This is a genomic window from Phocaeicola coprocola, assembly GCF_041333015.1.
Taxonomy (GTDB): domain Bacteria; phylum Bacteroidota; class Bacteroidia; order Bacteroidales; family Bacteroidaceae; genus Phocaeicola; species Phocaeicola coprocola.
Map to the genome: position 1 here is coordinate 987,339 of NZ_JBGKGM010000004.1, position 16,273 is coordinate 1,003,611.

General features: G+C 40.5%; 10 protein-coding genes and 1 CRISPR repeat array (1 of these 11 running past the window's edge). All 10 genes read right to left on the bottom strand.

What is annotated here, in order from left to right; all coding sequences use genetic code 11:
* Window positions 1-745: a CRISPR direct-repeat array (repeat unit 47 nt; unit sequence GTTGTGATTTGCTTTCAATTTAGTAACTTTGTGATATAGGAAACAGC) (it extends 915 nt beyond the left edge of the window).
* A 109-nt stretch (window positions 746-854) separates the two neighbouring features.
* Window positions 855-1,187, bottom strand: coding sequence for a CRISPR-associated endonuclease Cas2 (gene cas2 / locus ACDG22_RS14940; RefSeq protein WP_204462973.1), 333 nt, complete (start codon window positions 1,185-1,187; stop codon window positions 855-857).
* Window positions 1,187-2,119, bottom strand: coding sequence for a type II CRISPR-associated endonuclease Cas1 (gene cas1 / locus ACDG22_RS14945; RefSeq protein ID WP_270212721.1), 933 nt, complete (start codon window positions 2,117-2,119; stop codon window positions 1,187-1,189). The genes cas2 and cas1 overlap by 1 nt, the downstream gene beginning before the upstream one ends.
* Before the next feature lie 16 nt (window positions 2,120-2,135).
* On the bottom strand, window positions 2,136-6,656 hold the full coding sequence (gene cas9, locus ACDG22_RS14950; protein ID WP_270231005.1) for a type II CRISPR RNA-guided endonuclease Cas9: 4,521 nt from the start codon (window positions 6,654-6,656) through the stop codon (window positions 2,136-2,138).
* Window positions 6,657-6,863: 207 nt separating this feature from the next.
* Window positions 6,864-7,856, bottom strand: coding sequence for an ISAon1 family transposase (locus ACDG22_RS14955; RefSeq protein WP_155162804.1), 993 nt, complete (start codon window positions 7,854-7,856; stop codon window positions 6,864-6,866).
* Entirely contained in the window at window positions 7,822-8,208 is a 387-nt protein-coding gene (locus tag ACDG22_RS14960; RefSeq protein ID WP_007565224.1) for an ISAon1 family transposase N-terminal region protein, read from the bottom strand. Before ACDG22_RS14960 ends, ACDG22_RS14955 begins: the two co-directional genes overlap by 35 nt.
* A gap of 300 nt (window positions 8,209-8,508) precedes the next feature.
* Window positions 8,509-9,084 (bottom strand): hypothetical protein, encoded by a 576-nt coding sequence (locus ACDG22_RS14965; protein WP_178269864.1) that lies wholly within the window; start codon window positions 9,082-9,084, stop codon window positions 8,509-8,511.
* An 11-nt stretch (window positions 9,085-9,095) separates the two neighbouring features.
* Window positions 9,096-9,590: an RNA polymerase sigma factor gene (locus ACDG22_RS14970; RefSeq protein WP_270230900.1), complete on the bottom strand. Its 495-nt coding sequence runs from the start codon at window positions 9,588-9,590 to the stop codon at window positions 9,096-9,098.
* 211 nt (window positions 9,591-9,801) lie between these two features.
* Window positions 9,802-13,029: a carbamoyl-phosphate synthase (glutamine-hydrolyzing) large subunit gene (gene carB / locus ACDG22_RS14975; protein ID WP_007565199.1), complete on the bottom strand. Its 3,228-nt coding sequence runs from the start codon at window positions 13,027-13,029 to the stop codon at window positions 9,802-9,804.
* A 23-nt stretch (window positions 13,030-13,052) separates the two neighbouring features.
* Window positions 13,053-14,129, bottom strand: a complete 1,077-nt coding sequence (gene carA / locus ACDG22_RS14980) for a glutamine-hydrolyzing carbamoyl-phosphate synthase small subunit (RefSeq protein ID WP_007565201.1) — start codon at window positions 14,127-14,129, stop codon at window positions 13,053-13,055.
* Window positions 14,130-14,215: 86 nt separating this feature from the next.
* Window positions 14,216-16,099, bottom strand: a complete 1,884-nt coding sequence (locus ACDG22_RS14985; RefSeq protein WP_007565203.1) for an amidophosphoribosyltransferase — start codon at window positions 16,097-16,099, stop codon at window positions 14,216-14,218.
* Window positions 16,100-16,273: the final 174 nt, after the last annotated feature.

Here is a 16,273-nt window from a genome sequence, read left to right on the forward strand (position 1 = left end):
CAATTTCGTTGTGATTTGCTTTCAATTTAGTAACTTTGTGATATAGGAAACAGCGGCTGTCAAACTATAACAGCCGGGAAAGTAGTTGTGATTTGCTTTCAATTTAGTAACTTTGTGATATAGGAAACAGCTCACCGTTTGGCGTTATGAATACAATAAACGTTGTGATTTGCTTTCAATTTAGTAACTTTGTGATATAGGAAACAGCCTAAATTTGTCAAAGAAAGTGTACGACATGGTTGTGATTTGCTTTCAATTTAGTAACTTTGTGATATAGGAAACAGCAATAGCTAGAGGCGAAAGTTTAGGAAAGAGTTGTGATTTGCTTTCAATTTAGTAACTTTGTGATATAGGAAACAGCGGGGTGGTGATAACGACGGTACACAACATCGTTGTGATTTGCTTTCAATTTAGTAACTTTGTGATATAGGAAACAGCCGTTTTAACGTGAGAAACTTAACCGATTACGTTGTGATTTGCTTTCAATTTAGTAACTTTGTGATATAGGAAACAGCCGTGTGCGTTGCTCTCCGCCTGCACGATAGTTGTGATTTGCTTTCAATTTAGTAACTTTGTGATATAGGAAACAGCCACTAGTTTTAGTGTGAAGTTCATGCCCTGGTTGTGATTTGCTTTCAATTTAGTAACTTTGTGATATAGGAAACAGCTTTGCTCGACGAGCTAAGAGAAAAAATACTGTTGTGATTTGCTTTCAATTTAGTAACTTTGTGATATAGGAAACAGCTCAATTAATGTAATCCTATATAATACAACAAATTACATCTAAAATTAGAAATAAAAAAGAAATGTTTCCTACAAGAAAATCCCGCTATAAAAAGCGGGATTTCTTATTTCTAAAATAGTTCTAATTGTTGCCCTGCTACATTTTTGTTATGAGGCTTTTTCCCATAAAACAATTCTATTTGCTCGAACTGTTTATCTGTTATGCACATAATCCCTACCTGACCGAACTCTGGTAAAAAAGATTTAACTCTTTTGATATGAACTTCTGCATTTTCATAACTTGCACAATGACGAATATAGATTGAGAATTGAAACATAGTAAATCCGTCTTTCTGTAAATTCTTACGAAATAATGCATAGGCTTTCTTGTCCTTCTGAGTTTCCGTAGGCAAATCAAAAAATACAAGTATCCACATAACACGATATTCACTGTATCTATCCATCACATTTCAGGATAAGCAATTTTACGAAGTTCTCCGCTAAAGCATTTATATAAAGAAGCTGTTGTCTGAGTGGCAGCTATCATTAATGGACTCCGCTTTTTACCTATGACGACATCAAGCGTAGGAATCGTTAAAAGAACAGATTTAATTTCTTTTGTTAACTCTACATTTTCACCATAATCCTTAACAAGCTGAAATACAAGCTTATCGACATAAGGACGGTAAGGCTCCATTATATCGTCAGCCAGACAATAAGCATTATAGCGATTATGATGATGTATTCCTAAAGTAGGTAACAACCCGCTGGAAACTAAGGCACGAGCTATAATAGCACGCAAAATTGCATATCCATAATTTAATAAATTATTAGGAGGTATCCCATCACGATCACGTGTAAATTCTGGAATATGAGCATAAAGTGTTTTCCAATAGTAAGCCGCAGCTCTAGCTTCCAAATTATCAGGATCACCACTTTTCACCTCTTCAGCCCACACTCTCATACATTTATGATTTTCCTGCAAGCAATCTTGTAGAACATTTGCCTGATTCTGTATTTTAACTTTTATCGTTTGTTGCCACAATTGTTTCTTCAATGGAATACTAGCCATTAATTGTTCTCTAAATCGCTCATTTTGAACTGTATTTCCATACAATGGCAATAATAACCCTACAGGCATACTTTTATTATCACAAGTAATGACGCTACATTTGTTTTCTAAAAGCGCCTCAAGCACTCCTGAGGTAATCGTTATCTGCTTATGATCCAATATCACCAAACCAATATCTTCTATCGGTCTGGTAATAACCGATTGGCTTTTAAAATTTTCTGGAAGTGAAGCATTACGCTCCACTTCCGGAAGTTTTATAACCAACTGATTATTTTGCAATGATAGATAAGCAGGATTACCAAAATACAATGTTTTCTTGATCATAGTATTAAATAGGTTATCAATAATTTATAGATATATTTCCTAATCGATCTATCAGAATTGGAATGCACCATTCTTTTATAGAAATTTTATCATCCGTCAATTCAATTTTATTTAATGAAGTATATTCCTTCTTATCATATATAGGTGAAGCAACCATATAAGGAACTAGAAATAATCTATTCCCAGTACAACTAACCATTTTATAAATTCTCTCTCTATCCAGAGGTTGAGTTACCTTACCTCTATTACGTTCTTCTTCCGTAGGTAAATAAACCAAATCATTAGGAGATAAAACAAATATTGGCAGATTTCCATTCGAATCTTCCGGAGCAACAGATAGTCCTTGTTTTTTACGCTTGATGACTTCATTTAGAGGTATAGTCGCAAAAGTACGTTTACGTACTTGCTTTCCTGTAGCCTCATCTTCTTGTATAGATTCATATACAGCAAAAAACAAATTGGTTCCTTTAGCTGCTTCTACAAACTTTTTAACCTTATTACCATGTTCTCCAACAGCAAATTTCTCAGCTTTTTCATAAGTCCGTACCTTATAAATAGGTTGATGTCCCTTACCATCATTCAAAATATTCATATTCTGATTCATACGTTCTATTCCATCTGGAGAAAAAGCAATATCCGGATTGTTATCATTTAGCTGCAAATGACGTAGCAAAATCCTTTGTATACCTGTATCTGTAACTTCCTCTTGAATCTTTTTCTGATTAAAGCTTGAATCCAATGACTTACGTGTTGCAAAAAAACGCTCATTTGTTTCCTTCGTAAAATAATAGACTTTTATTTTCTTCAAATTAATATCGGCCCAGACATCTTGGTGTGCCTCAAAATACTTTGTTATTGCCTTCAAATCATATTGAGCTTTTAACAACTCATGCAATTTGCTTTTCAATGACTTATCCACAACAATCGATGGATTATTGAGCACATCTTTCAAAGGAAGTGTTTTCTCCCTACGTAAATTAACCTCACCATATACCGTATCTTTGTGCATCGGTTTACGAATCGCCCAACGATCACCTTTAACCTGCGGAATCATTTTCTTTTCTCCTGATTCATTATAATGCTGATGATAATTCGTAGTACGATTTATTACCCGAAGGTTTTGCTTAAAGCTGACTACAATATTTGTCAATGCTGTATACACATCCTGCGTAAACGTATCCCAAGGTTTACGTAACATCCATTTATAATTGCCATTCGAGTCTGTCTTTACTTTATCGCATAATAAATGCTGTAAGTCATAACGAGAGATTTCAGAACCTTTCCGTGCAGAAGCATTATTCAAGTAATTAACTATATTTCTATCGGCACACGCTATCACAATGGCATCCATCGCATGATGACGATGGTCTATTCTTTTCTTGTTAAAACCTTTCTGTAAATGTAAAGGCAAGGCAGGTAATAAATGTCCATTCGTACTTACAGAAGTGAAACCCGTGCTGTCCGTCATTTTATTCAAACGCAGAAAACGTGGAAGAATAATCCGGTTCCATACATCCTGCACTCCCCAGTCTTTCTTCAAGCGGTCCGTTACTCCACCTGTACAAACGATAACATTTTTCGACATACCCTCCTGCTCGCCCTCTTCACATACAATGTTCGAAAGCAAAGATTTTACGACTTTACTAATATATCGGCTATCATTCAACTGACGTTCGATAAAGTTATCAGGTATATCTTCCAACAGCAGTTTCTTCATCTTCTTACCATTACCAAGGTAAGACTCTTTCACAAAATGTTCATATTCTTCTGATGTAAAAACAGTAGCTTTCTCACCATTGCCCAATTCCACAATCTCACCTGAGTGTTTTTTAATGAATTCATATCCCAAGCAGTTATCTTTCAACTTATTTACAGCTGATTCGCAAATTACTTTATTGGAAATAGAATCATCAAAATAACGTGACTGAGGTATTACATGCTCTATCTCATAAGCAGGAGTAAACAATTTGCCAAGTGGAATAATCCTGCCGGTATAAGGCGAACGGTACCGTTGTTCTAGCCATAGTTTATACCGCAAGACTTCTGAGGTAGTAGGACGCTTCTTTACATCATTTTCTCTGAACTTTTTCAATATCGAAATAATATCTTCAGGCAAATCTTTTTCTGCAACACCCGACAAAACTCCTTCTTCATAGATTCGTAAAATTTCCTGCTGACCTGGTGAATAAGGACGGACGTTCTCTATCTCAAATTCAGGATTCATGAACTCTGTAAGCAGCGCCTTTATACGCAAATTGGTATTTTCGTTTTCCAATACTTGCGCTGTTATACGGGCACGTTCTTTAGCCGGATTTTTCATTTCACGACCTAATTCTACATGAATTTCATCAATCTGTCCTTCCTGTTTCCAAATATCGCGTACCGTACGCAATGTTTCCATAATAACCTGCTCTACAATAGGATTGCGTAACGAATGCTGTCTAAATTTACTCAAGAAGTGATCTATATCAGCAGGAGTTTCCCATTTTACAAGTTCTTTTGCTTCAGAATGACGATTATAAACGACATAACATGCCAACCATAAAGGAAGCCCACGGAAAGAAGATATATCCGTTAAATGTATAGCCTTTTCACGCACACGAGTACGAATAGTTTCATCATATTCTCCTGTCAGAATTTTTTCTATTCGACTACGCGTTTGCTTATCAATATCCTGCTCATTCCAATATTTACCCATACGCATGAGTGCAAGCAATTTACGGATTGCTTTAAGAGAATAAGCAGCATAGTTACTTTCAAAAGGTGGCATTTTAGAAAACAGCTCAACAAAAGCTTCATTCAGCCCATTCTTCTCAGCAAAAGTACCTAAAGCTTTTGTCAACTCCTTTTTATCAGATATAGAATATAAAATATGCCATAAGGCCTCCTCCCTTTCTTCTGTTAAGAACCCCTCTGAAACTCCAGCCTTACTTAATCGGGATATCATATCTGCTCTTGTTTCATTGCATGGATAGCTTTTGTCTTCTACGTAATTCCAACGATATTTAGGTTGTTCATTTTTCTTTAATCCGAAAGGTTTGTATGCCAGAATTGTTTTTTGATCTATTTCTTTTCGTCCATTCAGCCAGTCGAATAATTTCACATAATCATCTTCGTTCTGCAAAAATTCATTAGTCACATCTACATCCAGTTTAAGAGAACCATCTATCATTCTTTCACGCTGATAAATACGCAGGAAAGAAAGGAAGTGCCACAAACGGAATTCCTGAAACAACGGATGTGATTTGGATATACATTTTAAAGGAGTACGGTGCAAACTACCATCCTTTTTATATACATGCGATTCATACGGACAATCATCTATCAGCCCTTTCTGACTTTTAAGTGGACGCTGATAAAACAAAATATCTTCCAGCAAAAAACAAGTAAAATTAGAAGTAGATAGCAGCCTGCGATGTGCCTCATTGTTTGGATATAATTCTTCTATGCAAGAAAGCAACAGATTATGATCCTTCAAAGCTGCATGAAACTCGGTCTGCTTGAGCAAAATCTTACGAAGTTCATCTTTATAATATTTACGTTCTATCGTGCGCACAAGTTTCCCCCTTATTTTCTGATCAGGCATACGGAGCAATGAATCATAAATATAGGCTCCAACAGTCTGACCGCTTTCATCGATCTGTGTTTGGGTCTTTGTTTTCAATAATCCCCAGTCGTCTTCTTTAGGAGCCCGAAAAGAACGCTTCACATTGCCGTCTTTATCTTTTTTAGGATTTCCCGCATCATCTAAATCTGTTGTTACCACAAATTCTTTTACCTTGCCTGTCCAGTCTAAAGGAATACTACTGGCCCGACGGTAAATCCAGCCGTTTTCCAACTTAACATTATACCAGATATCTTTCCCCTTACGCTCACCGGAATCTTCTACCGCAACTACCTTCAGTGCATAATATTCTACCGATTTCTTATTATCTTCCTGTTCTTCTTCTCCCCTTAACTGATAATATCCTCTTTTTTGATTGAAGTTAAGAAGTATCCAGGCTAATTCTTCTTTGGCTATTTTCTGAGAAAGAGCTTTTTTCCGAAGATAATAGATAGTCCAGTCGTAAGGTATCTTTTTTCCTTCTGCTACCAGCTCGGGATGGTACAAGCGGAAATCCTCCAACATTTCATTGAAAGAATCCTGAAATAAAAATCTATAGCTACCTGTATTATCTTTATACCAAGCCAGTTTGGGTTCTGTTTCCGGTAAGAATTTGCCATATCGGTCTAATTGAGAAGCATAATGTTCGGGCAAAAATCCCATAACAGATAAAACCCGATGCAAGCGCTCTCTGCGTAATAAACTACGCTCCAGCAAACGACGTATTCCACGGAGTCGTGTCCGTTCTGCGACTGAAGATTTAGCATTTCCTTTATCAAAATCTCCTAATGTTGCAGCATCCATCGGAATAATTCTACTGCCACAAGAAGATATACTTGTCAACTTCTCTTTTCCTTCATCGTCAACTGAAGAATTTATCACTGCCCAGCCAATGCTATTTGTTCCTAAATCTAGACCCAATATCTTTTTCATAACCAATTTTTTTTATTCATTTTTTCAAAGATAGAAAAAAGATATAAAAAATCTTCTTGATATGAATTATATCTGCTATATTTGTATTATCTAAATTGAAGCAAATCACAATAAGGATTATTCCGTTGTGAAAACATTTAAAGCGGTCTTTTTTCGAAGGTCGCTTTCTTTTTGATAATAAGGGCACAATCTTGGGTCAGTAGAAATTTAGTGGGGATACGCATATAGCTTCGCAATGCGGAATAAAAAGAACTTCTTATCAGCTACTCCTCTTAGATTTGCTCTGAACAGTTTAATTTTTGCATTGAACGATTCTGCCATCGCATTTGAAGAACGATGGTTGTAGAAATTCAGTATTTCATCATAGTGCTCATAGAAAGTAGCAGCAATGACATTAAAAGAATGCATCCCTGCTTCTTCTACTTTATTATACCATCGTGCCATAGCCAGACGTGCAGCGTCCTTTATGGTGTTCTTAGAGAAAATCATCCGCAGGGAATGGCACAAACCGTATGCCTTTTTGATGTCAGGGTATTCCTCAAATAGGATTGCTGCCCTTTGCTTCTGTTTTTCTGTCCATTTATCAGCTGACTTGAAAAGCAGATACCGGGAGCGTATAAGTAATTCCCTACGGGTATCGCCATTGGAATATCGGTATGGGACATAATCTTCGTTCTTCCGCTTAGCTTCTTCCATTTCCTCATTGGCCTGCTGTATGGCATCCCAACGGTGTTTGATGCGTAATTCCTGCACAGCATCACAAGCTAATCTCTGAATGTGAAAACGGTCTATCACACGGCTGGCTTCAGGAAATGCAGTCCGTACAATCTTGCGCATGGAGTCTGAAAGGTCAAGTGTCACTTCTTTAACGGCATAACGGCTTTCCTCGTCAATTCGTTGCAGTACAGCTATTACATCCTCTGATTTAGTTCCTGCCACGACAGCTACCAGGGAGCACTCTCTCGTACAGGCATCACGGTTGGTTACAAAGGTGTAAAGTTCACCGTTGGAGAGTGAGGTCTCGTCAATCGCCAGATACGGTCCCATATTTTCCGGAAACAGCATCCATTCACCGGCATGGGATAACTGTTCCCAATTACGATATCCGCTGAGAACCTCCTTGTACTGTTTTTCAAATGTATGACCATCTATATGATAGAATTCCTCAAGCGTACGGCAGGTCACTGGGGATGTCTCCATACGTTTCTTTTAAAAAAGCCCCAAATTCTTTGGAGTATCTGGTTCCCTTGGCTACAACATCGAGGTCGATGGGAATACTGAAACTTTTACCTGTGCGCAAGTCCGTCCAACGACGACGTCTGATCTTGAGGATTACCTTATGGTCCCGTATGGGAAAGTCTGTCACATTAACAGCTTCCATAAAACCTTTGGATTCAAAATGTTCGTCATTGCTTAACTTGGAATTCATCTTTTCATCCAGACTAATATGAATCTCTTGAGAGGTTTGTTCAACTCCAGAGATAAGAAAGTAATCTAATATCTGAGCCGGCAACACGAGGCTGGCTAGCATATTCAAATAATCGTTTTTCATAATGCGAAGTAAGCAATACTTTACGAGTATAAAAAATAATCCCCACTAAATTTCTACTGACCCACAATCTTCCGTCTATCATTTCCCAAAGTCTTCAGCATATGTTTCGGAAAAGATGTACAAATTATGTCATTTATTTGTACAAATTATTTTATCTTTCGTACAAACTTCCAAAAAGTTTGTACAAAGTTCTAGCAAAAATTCAGCATGTTTTTCATAAAACTTCAGCAATGGTTTTGGCAATGTTGCCCGGCAATCCGACAACACTGCCAACTATCCTGTTTTTCTGATGTATTTAACCTACTCCAGGTCCTGCAAGTCTTTCATTCCTTGCTCTATTTCATCTACCGAACGTTTATCTACATAGCGATAACATATATATCCTGCCATCATCCCCACAGACAGCATCAGGATATCGAAAACAACCATAAGCAGATTGCGGTAGTGGTGATGAATAAGGAAAACAGAGATAAAAAGTCCCAGTGTAAGGAAAGGAGTACACCAGATTTCTATGCGAAGCCCGCGCTTATAGGATAATACCCAACGGTGGAGTTCGAGTAAGGTACGGGTAGCCAGATTGAATTTATACAATACATGTATGTTCCATAGTGAATATAGAATGAGGAGTGGAAACACGATGTAGAACATCCAGAGAAGTTCTTGTCTGATAATTACTCGGGTAGCTGCTAGCGGAAACAGAAACAGCATGCCTGTAAGTACAAAAACGGCAATAACATTGGCCCCTATCAGACGGTCGCGAGCGCTCAGGGTACGTTTTTCTATCATTCTTTTTATCGCTTCATGATTGATGATTTCATTCTTCTTCAGTTGTTCACTAAGCAAGTTCCATTGATTTTTCAGTTCTTCAAGTTCCATAAAGCAGACATTTATTGGTTCGACATATTTTTCAGTTTTTCACGGATACGGTTCAGACGGACACCGACATTGTTTTTCGATATTCCCACTATCCGGGCTATTTCATCGTAGCTTCTTTCTTCCAGCCAAAGCAGGATAAGTGCCCGTTCCAGTGGATTGAGTGCGTGTATCAACCGGTAAAGCTCACGCAATTGCGACGATTTGTTTCCGTCGTCTTCGGCAAAAGCTTCGAAATTGACCGGTAAGGTTACAGCCTGAATCTGATGTTTTGATTTCCGCCGGTACGAAATGCATGTGTTCAGGCTGATGCGGTATATCCACGTGACTGGAGAGCTTTCGCCACGAAAACTGGGATAGGCGCGCCAAAGGTTCATTACTATTTCCTGATACAAGTCGTTCAATAGTTCATCGTCGGTTGCATACATGTAACAGACTTTATAAATGACTCGTTTGTGCGACTCAATCAGCAGGAGAAAGTCTTTTTCTTGTTGCAGGGTTTTATTCATACAACATCTGGTTTCTACATGTTTTTTACTTTATTTAGTCGCTCGTTCGGGAATATACTTACATAGATATCATTAAAAAATGCGTAAAGGAACAACAAAAGGCTGAATCCTGACACGAGGAAACAGCCTTTTTAAAGAAAAAGCGCCACCCGGAAACTTTTACCTTTCCGAAGCGGCGCTTAAGTAATATTTATTTTATCAAGAGGCAGGATTATTTATATTCGTCCCAGCTCTTGATAGCGATATCGTCGATAGTCATCGTGCAGAATGCATGGATAAAGGCACTTGCCAGACGTGCATTTGTTACCAGAGGAATATTCAGGTCGACTGCTGCACGGCGAATCTTATAACCGTTATCGAGTTCTCCGGCAGAAAGGTCACGCGGGATATTTACTACCATGTCGATCTCTTTCTTATGCAGCATTTCCAATGCCTGCGGATGTCCTTCTTCGCTCGGCCAGTATACGCGGGTATTCTCTATTCCGTTTTCGGCAAGGAATTTTGATGTTCCGCCTGTTGCAAAGATATTGTAACCTTTTGCCTTCAGCTCCTGAGCAGCTTTCAGCATTTCTACTTTCTGCTTTGGTGTACCGGTTGACATCAGGATATTCTTTTCCGGAATGCGGTAACCTACTGAAAGCATTGATTTCAGTACAGCACACGAAGTATCTTCACCGATACATCCTACTTCTCCGGTTGAAGCCATGTCGACTCCCAATACAGGGTCTGCTTTCTGCAAACGGTTGAATGAGAACTGACTTGCCTTGATTCCAACGTAATCGAGTTCGAACAAGTTCTTTTCTGGTTTTTCTACCGGCAAGCCAAGCATAACCTTTGTTGCAAGTTCAATGAAGTTTATCTTCAATACCTTGCTCACAAACGGGAACGAACGGCTGGCACGCAGGTTACATTCGATTACCTTGATATCGTTTTCACGGGCAAGGAACTGAATGTTGAACGGACCAGAGATATTCAGTTCTTTAGCAATCTGACGAGAAATGCGCTTGATACGGCGAACTGTTTCTACATACAGTTTCTGTGGCGGGAACTGGATAGTTGCATCTCCTGAGTGAACTCCGGCAAACTCAATGTGTTCGCTGATAGCATATGCTACGATTTCTCCGTTTTGTGCTACAGCGTCCATTTCTACTTCTTTGGCATGTTCGATGAACTGGCTTACAACAACCGGATGTTTCTTCGATACATTGGCTGCCAGCTGCAAGAAGCGTTCCAGCTCTTCCTGATTAGAACATACGTTCATGGCTGCTCCTGAAAGCACGTACGACGGACGAACCAATACAGGGAATCCAACTTTCTGTATAAAGGCGTTGATATCTTCCATTGAAGTCAGAGCGCTCCATTCAGGCTGGTCTACACCGATGCGGTCGAGCATAGCCGAGAACTTGTCGCGGTCTTCAGCATTGTCGATGCTCTTGGCAGAAGTTCCCAGGATATTTACTTTCTGAGCATCCAGACGAAGTGCCAGGTTGTTTGGTATCTGTCCTCCGGTTGACACGATAACGCCATGAGGATTTTCCAAATCGAGGATATCCATTACACGTTCGAATGTCAGTTCGTCGAAGTACAGACGGTCGCACATATCGTAATCGGTAGATACTGTTTCAGGGTTATAGTTGATCATAACCGAACGGTATCCTTCTTTGCGGATAGTATTCAGCGCCTGAACACCGCACCAGTCAAACTCTACGGATGAACCGATACGGTAAGCACCTGAACCCAGTACGACGATACTCTTGTGGTCGCCCAAATAGTGTACATCGTTGGCCACGCCGCTGTAAGTCAGGTACAGGTAGTTGGTCTGTGCCGGATATTCGGCTGCCAGCGTGTCAATCTGTTTTACTACCGGCACGATGCCTACACTCTTACGGTGGTTACGGACATCGATGATAGCATCTTCCATTTCTCCTTCGTAACCGATAGCACGTGCAACCTGGAAATCGGAGAATCCCTGACGTTTTGCCTTGTACAGCAAATCGTTTGGAAGCTGTGACAGCAGCTTGTGGTTGTTGCCCCATTCGTGAAGTTCCTTCGAAGTCTGCATGATGTTCATCAGCTTGTCGAGGAACCACTTGTCAATCTTGGTGAGGTCATGAATCTGGTCTACTGTGTAGCCTGCACGCATAGCCTTTGAGATGACGAAGATACGTTTGTCAGTCGGTTCGCGCAGTGCTTTGTCGATGTCTTCGATAACCAGCTCCTTGTTTTCCACGAAACCGTGCATGCCCTGACCAATCATACGAAGACCTTTCTGGATGGCTTCTTCGAATGTACGGCCGATAGCCATCACTTCGCCGACAGACTTCATGCTTGAGCCCAGCTCACGGTCTACTCCGTGGAACTTACCTAAGTCCCAGCGAGGGATTTTACATACTACATAGTCCAGTGCCGGCTCGAAGAATGCAGAAGTTGTTTTAGTAACCGAGTTCTTCAAATCGAACAAACCGTAACCCAGACCCAACTTGGCAGCAACGAAAGCCAACGGATAACCGGTTGCTTTAGAAGCCAAAGCTGAAGAACGGCTCAGACGAGCGTTTACTTCGATTACACGATAGTCTTCCGATTCGGGGTCGAACGCATACTGAACGTTACATTCTCCTACGATACCGATGTGACGGATAATACGGATTGCAAGTTCACGAAGTTTGTGATATTCACTGTTTGTCAGTGTCTGTGAAGGAGCTATTACGATAGACTCACCGGTATGAATACCCAGCGGGTCGAAGTTTTCCATGTTACATACTGTAATACAGTTGTCGAAACGGTCGCGTACTACTTCGTATTCTACTTCCTTCCAGCCTTTCAAGCTCTTTTCTACCAAAACCTGCGGAGAGAAAGAGAATGCTTTTTCAGCCAGTACGTTCAGTTCTTCTTCGTTATCGCAGAAACCAGATCCCAGACCTCCCAGTGCATATGCCGCACGGATGATAACCGGATAACCCAGTTCTTTGGCAGCACGGCGAGCGTCTTCGATGTTTTCAACAGCTTCACTCTTGATGGTCTTTACATTGATTTCATCCAACTTCTGAACGAACAGTTCACGGTCTTCTGTATCCATGATAGCCTGTACCGGAGTACCGAGTACACGTGCATTGTATTTCTCGAATATTCCTGCCTTGTAAAGAGCAACACCGCAATTCAAGGCTGTCTGGCCACCGAATGACAATAATACGCCATCAGGACGTTCTTTGGCAATAACTTTCTCTACGAAATACGGAGTAACAGGCAAGAAATAGATTTTGTCTGCCACGCCTTCCGAAGTTTGTACGGTAGCAATGTTCGGATTTATCAGGATAGTTTCAATACCTTCTTCCTTCAACGCCTTAAGTGCCTGCGAACCTGAATAGTCGAACTCACCAGCTTCACCGATTTTCAAAGCTCCGGAACCTAACAATAATACTTTCTTTATATTTTCTTTCATTGTTTTCTTTTGTTTTTAATGGATTACAGCAACTTTACAAACTCGTCGAACAGGAACTCTGTATCGGTAGGACCGCTGGCAGCTTCCGGGTGGAACTGTGCAGAGAACCAAGGGTTCTTCTTGTGGCGGATTCCTTCGTTAGAACCATCATTCATATTGATAAACAAAGGTTCCCAGTCGGCTCCTAGTGTATTATTGTCTACGGCATAACCGTGGTTCTGTGAAGTAATGAAACATTTTTCTGTTCCTACCATGCGAACCGGCTGGTTATGGCTGCGGTGACCGTATTTCAATTTGTAAATTTTTGCTCCTCCTGCTTTCGAAAGCAACTGGTTACCCATACAGATTCCGAAAATAGGCAGCTTTTCATTTTGCATAGCTTTACGAATGTTCTGTACAGCAGCATCACAAGTATCAGGGTCACCCGGTCCATTTGAAATGAACAGCCCGTCGAACTCAAGCGAATTGAAATCGTAGTTCCAAGGTACGCGGATAATCTCTACATCACGTTTCAACAAACAGCGGATGATATTCGATTTCACGCCACAGTCCACAAGAACGACTTTCTTCTTGCCTTCACCTTCGTTGTAACGGATTACTTCCTTGCATGACACCTTATCTACGTAATTTACTCCCGCATAAGTTGCTTCAGGAACATTGTCTGGTTCATCATCGAAAACGATTTTTCCCATCATCACACCATGTTCACGCAATACCTTGGTCAGCTCACGTGTATCAATACCTGTAATACCAGGAATCTGTTCACGCTTTAACCAGTCACCCAAGCTCTCTACCGCATTCCAGTGAGAATACTTTTCACTGTAGTCGCTTACAATAATCGCTTCGGCATGAATCTTTTCACTCTCCATAAAAGTAGGCAGACCGTTTGCTTCGATTGTGAAAGGAGGAACTCCATAATTGCCCACCAGCGGATAAGTCAGCGTCATTAACTGACCTGCATACGAAGGATCGGTCAAGCTTTCCGGATAACCGGTCATTGCGGTGTTGAACACAACTTCACCGGCTACCGGCTTCTCATAACCGAACGACTTGCCATGAAAGCGGCTCCCGTCGTCGAGGATTAATGTAACATTTCTCATTTTCTATCTATATCGTTTTCTTTAATATTGTTTTTCTTCTTTATATAAAGGCACCAAAACAGCTAGCGACTTCGTTCTGTAACGTTTCAGAACTGATAAATCTCTTCTACGTAATTGATAAATGCCTGATTGACGAGTTTCACTCCACCCGATGTCGGATAATCACCGCTGAAGTACCAGTCACCTAAATGTGCCGGACATGCCTCGTGCAATCCATCAAGTGTCTGATATACGATTTCAACCTTTGCCTGTGTGCCAGCCGGAGTCAGCAATTGTACCATCTTGGCAGAAATTTCTTCGTCGGTGAATGGAGCATAAATTTCTTTCACGTAATTCACCATCTCTTCCTTCGGAAGTCCAAGCTGTGCTTTCGACTTACGGTATGCTTCTTCTATCACATGCTGCATTCCTCTCTCTTCAAGCAATGCTATCGCGGCCTTGAAAGCAATAAACTGTTCCATACTTGCCATATCAATACCGTAATAATCAGGATAGCGCACCTGTGGAGAAGAAGATACAATCACAATTTTCTTCGGATGAAGACGGTCGAGTATGCTGATAATACTCTGCTTCAAGGTAGTACCACGTACGATACTGTCGTCTATAATAACCAGATTGTCTTCATAAGGAATCAAGCTGCCATAAGTTATATCGTACACATGTGTAGCAAGGTCATTACGTGTATTTCCTTCAGCAATGAAAGTACGCAATTTGATATCCTTGATTGCAACTTTCTCACTACGTATACGCTGTGACAGAATCTGCTCCAATTCTGTATGACTCGGCTTGTGTCCCAGGGCCTCAATACGCTGCACTTTCAGTTCATTCAGATAGTTATCGAAACCTTCCAGCATTCCATAAAAGGCAACTTCTGCTGTATTCGGTATAAAAGAGAATACGGTATGTACTACATCGTAGTCTATTGCCTTCAGTATCGGATTAACCAGTTTCTTACCCAACAGTTTACGTTCGCGGTAAATATCGATATCACTTCCTCGACTGAAATAAATCCGTTCGAACGAACAAGCCTTCTTTTCTTTCGGCTCATTGATTTGAGCCAGACGCATTTCTCCCTTTTTGTCTACCAGAATAGCTTGTCCGGGCAGTAACTCATGAATACTGTCAGCCGGCACATTCAATGCTGTCTGTATAACCGGACGTTCGGATGCCAGCACCATGATTTCTTCATCCATATACCAGAATCCCGGACGGATGCCCCATGGATCACGTACAGCAAAACTTTCACCGCTACCAGTCAGCCCACATATCACATAACCTCCATCCCACTTCGGACTGGATGTCTTCAATACGTTAGTCAAATCAATACGGTCTTCAATAGCATGTGTAATATCCATACCCTCCAGCCCTTCAGCCTTACACTCATTGTAAAGACGCTCCACTTCACGGTCCAGGCGATGTCCCACCTGTTCCAACATGATATATGTATCGGCATATTTACGAGGATGCTGTCCGAAGGCAGTAATGTCGGCGAATATTTCATCCACATTTGTCAGATTGAAGTTTCCGCACAAAGCAAGATTCTTGGCACGCCAGTTATTGCGACGCAGAAAAGGATGTACATACGAAATACCACTCTTTCCTGTTGTAGAATAACGTAAGTGTCCCATATAGAGCTCTCCGGCAAAGGGCAAGCACTTTTTCGCATATTCAGCATCATGAAGCTGTTCGGCTGTAAGATCTTTGAAATAGCTGTGTACCGTTCCGAATATTTCAGTAATGGCTCCAGCTCCCAATCCTCTTTCGCGGAACATATATTCCTCTCCCGGATCAGCCTGAAGTTTTACACACGCAAGCCCCGCAGCTTCCTGACCGCGATTATGCTGTTTTTCCATCAGCAAATACAACTTATTAAGCCCGTACATCCACGTGCCATACTTTTCCTGATAATACTCTAGTGGTTTCAGCAAGCGAATCATCGCTACTCCACATTCATGCTTTAGCGGTTCCATATTATTTCGTATCGTTTAGTTGGCTACTCTATATATACAAAAATACCTGAACTTACTGAAAAGTAATTCCAGGTATTTTTATTATTAACGCATTTGCTTAAAATCTTACAAAAGAAAAAATCAGAATGAGTAATGCCTAATGTAGCATTATTCAGAAAAAAGGAAAGCTTCGAG